This window comes from Sphaerotilus sp., assembly GCF_041083715.1.
Classification (GTDB): domain Bacteria; phylum Pseudomonadota; class Gammaproteobacteria; order Burkholderiales; family Burkholderiaceae_C; genus Sphaerotilus.
The window spans coordinates 1-4,114 of sequence record NZ_JBFPGY010000039.1 but is presented as its reverse complement, the minus strand read 5'-3'; the positions used below and the strand labels follow the sequence as shown (position 1 = coordinate 4,114).

The 4,114-nt window shown below is 70.4% G+C and carries 4 protein-coding genes and 1 pseudogene; 2 read left to right on the top strand and 3 right to left on the bottom strand.

What is annotated here, in order from left to right; translation table 11 throughout:
• Nucleotides 1-471: DedA family protein (locus AB3X43_RS01940; protein WP_369428208.1), on the top strand; the 471-nt coding region annotated here is incomplete at its 5' end.
• Here AB3X43_RS01940 and AB3X43_RS01935 read toward each other — a convergent pair.
• The 3 genes from AB3X43_RS01935 to tsaE are packed head-to-tail and all read right to left on the bottom strand — an operon-like array spanning nt 458 to nt 3,893.
• Complete coding sequence (locus tag AB3X43_RS01935; RefSeq protein ID WP_369428207.1) at nt 458-1,882, bottom strand: hypothetical protein; 1,425 nt, start codon at nt 1,880-1,882, stop codon at nt 458-460. The genes AB3X43_RS01940 and AB3X43_RS01935 overlap by 14 nt on opposite strands.
• Complete coding sequence (locus AB3X43_RS01930) at nt 1,879-3,399, bottom strand: N-acetylmuramoyl-L-alanine amidase (protein WP_369428206.1); 1,521 nt, start codon at nt 3,397-3,399, stop codon at nt 1,879-1,881. The genes AB3X43_RS01935 and AB3X43_RS01930 overlap by 4 nt, the downstream gene beginning before the upstream one ends.
• A complete protein-coding gene (gene tsaE, locus AB3X43_RS01925; protein WP_369428205.1) occupies nt 3,396-3,893 on the bottom strand; it encodes a tRNA (adenosine(37)-N6)-threonylcarbamoyltransferase complex ATPase subunit type 1 TsaE in 498 nt (165 codons plus the stop codon). The genes AB3X43_RS01930 and tsaE overlap by 4 nt, the downstream gene beginning before the upstream one ends.
• A gap of 3 nt (nt 3,894-3,896) precedes the next feature.
• Here tsaE and AB3X43_RS01920 point away from each other — a divergent pair.
• Nucleotides 3,897-4,114 (top strand): annotated as a pseudogene (locus AB3X43_RS01920) (hypothetical protein); the annotation flags it as partial.

Genomic DNA, 4,114 nt, shown 5'->3' with positions numbered 1-4,114 from the left:
GGCCTGATGGACTACACGCTGTCGGTCGGTCTGCTGTTTGCCGCGGCCGTGCTGGGCAACCAGAGCAACTACACCATCGGTCGCCACATCGGGCCCAAGGTGTTCCAGTGGGAAGACAGCCGCTGGTTCAACCAGCGGGCATTCCACCAGGCGCACGAGTTCTACGAGCGCCGGGGCGGCGTGACGATCATCATCGCCCGCTTCATGCCCTTCGTGCGCACCTTTGCGCCGTTCGTGGCTGGCGTCGCGCAGATGACGCGCAGCAAGTTCACGCTCTACGACGTGACCGGCGGTGCGCTGTGGGTGGGCGGGGTCGTCACCGTGGGCTACTTCTTCGGCAACGTGCCGTGGGTGAAGCTGCACCTGGACAAGATCATCTGGTCGATGATCGCGATCCCCGGGGTGCTGGTCCTGTTCGGTGCCTGGAAAGCGCGCCGCAACGAAGCCAAGGCCAGCGTCAGGGTCGTTTGACGCCCGGCGTGGCGGTCTCGGCGCGGCGCCGCGGGGGCACACGGCTGTCGAGCGAGGCCGGCTGGTAGTCGACCCGGATGCGGCAGCCGCTGGCCGGCTGCCACTGCGCCGGCAATCCCTTGCAGCGCTGTGACAGCGACGCGGCATCGGGCTTGCTGCCCTTGTCCACCCAGTCCAGCAGCGCGCCGACCGCGCTGACGTACTGCGCGTCGCTGGAGTAGCTGTGCTCGTGGTCGGCGGTGAAGATCTGCACCAGCTGGTCCGCAGCACCCGCTTCGGTGACGTTGTCGCGGAAGAAGGACTCCATCTCGACGAAGGCGGTCATGTCGTCGATGCCGTGCAGCGTCAGCGTGGGCAGCAGCAGGCGGCCGGTCGGATCGGTGTCGCTGGCGAGTTCGGCCAGCGCGGCCGGATCGGCCCGGTAGCGCAGCACGTCGCGGTTCAGCGCCGCGTCGTCGGGCGAGCCGATGTAGTGGACGCCTTCGTTGCCGAAGGGATTGCGCCCCTTGAGCTTGCGCAGCGTGATGTCCTGGAAGTGCCAGGTTGCCCACTGCAGGTGCGGCAGGATCTCCTGTTCAGGGAGCTTCACCACCCGGGTGAGGGTGCTCAGGCGTTGCTGCTGGGCGGCGCTGCGCTCGGCGGGCTTGCGCTGCACGCCGAGGCAGGCATCGACCCGTTCGGCCAGTTCGACCCGGGTCAGCCTCGTCTCGGGCGGCAGGCCCATCCACAGCGGATAGGCGCTGTCCTCGGGTTTCGGGTGGTTGTGGCACAGCGCCTGGTAGACCACGCGCAGGTCGAGCCGCAGGTCATAGGCCCGGGTGCCGCCTGCCAGCACGCCGCTGGTCAGCAGCACGCCGTCATAGGGCCGCGGGCCGGGCGTGGTGCGGTGCGGGTCGATGTCGGGAGTCACGTAGCGCTCGGCCATGCGTGCGGCGACGCTGGCCCCCCAGCTTTGTCCGTGCAGCAGGGTGCGGCGTGGCTGGCCGATGGCGGCGATGGCGAGCTGGCGCAGCCGCTCGGTGTCCTCGCCCGCGGCCAGCACCTCGACGCCGCCCTGCCGGAAACTCGATCCCGCCCAGGCATGGCCGGCACGCAGCATCACGCTCCAGCGCTGCAGATCGGCGGTGGCGCGGGCGAGTGTCGGCTCGCCGAGTGCGGGGCCGCCGTGCGCATGCACCACCAGCACGCCCGTTTCCGGCGTCCAGCCCCTGGGTACCGCAATCCAGTACCAGGCGCCGAGGTAGTCGCGGCCGTTCAGGCAGCGCGTGCCTTCGGGGATGCCGGTCGGACATGGTGCGGCCGCGGGCAGGGTGGTGCCGGAGGACAGGGCGGCCGGTGCCGTCTGCGCGGACGCGGCCGACGCCACGGTGGTGCTCAGCAGCAGCGCTGCCAGGAGAGGATGCAGGTTCACAGCAGACGCTCGCGGGCCAGGGGCGGGTTGCGGGAGAAGTAGCGCACGATGCCGGTGTAGACGGCCTTGACGAGCTGCGCCTGGTAGTCCTCGTCGCGCAGCTTGGCTTCTTCCTGGGGATTGGAGATGAAGGCGGTCTCGACCAGGATCGAGGGGATGTCCGGCGCCTTGAGCACCGCGAAGCTGGCCTGCTCGACCTGCCCCTTGTGCAGCTTCCCGACCTGCCCGATGTTGCCCAGCACCTCGCGGCCCACGCGCAGGCTGTCCTGGATCTGCGCGGTGGTGCTCATGTCGAGCAGGGCGCGCAGCACGTGGGTGTCCTTGCTGGCGACGTTGATGCCGCCGATGGCGTCCGAGGCGTTCTCGCGCTTGGCCATCCAGCGCGCGGCCGTGCTGGTCGCACCCGAATCGGACAGCGCGAACACCGACGCGCCGCGCGCCTCCGGCGTGATGAAGGCGTCGGCGTGGATCGACAGGAACAGATCGGCCTGCACGCGGCGGGCCTTGTTCACGCGCTCATGGAGCGGCACGAAGAAGTCGGCATCGCGGGTCAGCATGGCGCGCATGCCGGGGCGGGCGTTGATGCGCTCCTGCAACTGCTTGGCGATCTGCAGCACGATGTCCTTCTCGCGCAGGCCGGTCGGGCCGATCGCGCCGGGGTCCTCGCCGCCATGGCCTGGATCGATGGCGACGATGACCAGCCGGTTGATGCCGCCACGGCCCGGGGGCACGGCGGGAGCGCCTTCGGCCGAGGCCGGGGCGGTGGCGACACGCGGTGGCGCCGGAGCGGGCGGAACGGCGGGCGCACTGGCGCTGCCGGACGGGCTGACCGGCTCCGACTTCAGTGCGACGGCCGGTGGCGCCGGAGGCACGGGCAGCGGTGGCCGGGCAGGGCGGTCGACCCGGCCGATGAACTCGCCGAGCGCGTCGTCGACGTCCGACGCGGCACGCGCCGAGGCCTCGGCTGTGCTGGTGGCCGGCGCAGGCGGTGCCGGCAGCGGCGTCGGGGCTGCTTCGCGCTCCTTCACCAGCGCCAGCAGCGGGTCGGGCGCCTGTGCCGGATAGAGATCGAACACCAGCCGGTAGCGGTAGGGCGCGATCGGCGAGAGCGTGAAGACCTGCGGGGTGCTCGCGCGCTTGAGGTCGAACACCATGCGCACCTGGCGCGGCTGGCTCTGCCCCAGGCGCACGCCGGCGATGTGCGGGTCGTTGGCGCCGATCTTGGCGACCAGCTCGCGCAGCTGCGGGCTGAGTTCGAGCCCATCGATGTCGATCACCAGCCGCGCCGGACCGTCGGTGACGAAGTGACGTGCTTCGAGCGCGGTGTCGGATTCGAGGGTCACGCGCGTGTAGTCCGCCGCCGGCCAGACCCGCACGGCCACCAGCGTGGCGCCATGCACCAGATCACCGGCACCGAGCACGAGCACCAGCGCGCCCGCCTGGCGGAACCAGCCGCGGCGGCTCACCGCGTGCAGGGAGTCGGAGTCGGCAGCGGAGTCGGGGATGGAATGGTTCATGGCAGGGTCTCGTTCAACAGTGCCGCGCCCAGCGGAGTGCAGGCCTGCCACCGTGCCGTGCGGCTGTCGCCGGTGTCGGCGTTCGGCCGCAGCGACAGCGAGAGGTCCGGCGCAGGCAGCAGCCCGCTGGCCTTTTCGGGCCACTCGACCAGTTTCAGGCCGGGGCTGGCGAACAGGTCGCGAAAACCGGCATCCTCCCACTCCCGGGGATCGCCGAATCGATAGAAATCGAAGTGCCAGATGTCCAGTTTGTCCGCATCGGCGGTCGCGGGCACCTCGTGGGGTTCGACGATGGCGTAGCTCGGGCTCTTGATGCGCCCGGTCACGCCGAGCGCGCGCAGCAGGTGGCGGGCGAAGGTGGTCTTGCCGGCGCCGAGGGGGCCGTGCAGTTCGATGCAGGCGCGGCGCAGCGCAGGATGGCGGGCCAGGGCGCGGGCTGTGGCCTCGCAGGCGGCTTCGTCGGGCCAGTGCTGCTGGCGGGTTTCTAGAATCACCGGATGAACGACCTTGGTAACCTTGGTAATGCGTCGGGTACGCCCGATCCGGAACGGCTCGCCGGGCTGGTACGGACATGGGCTGTCGAGCTGGGATTCTCACAGATCGGCGTGTCCGATGTACATCTGGCAACAGCCGAGCCGGGTCTTGTGGCCTGGCTGTCGGCTGGTTTCCACGGCGGCATGGGTTACATGGCTGCGCACGGACTCAAGCGCGCCCG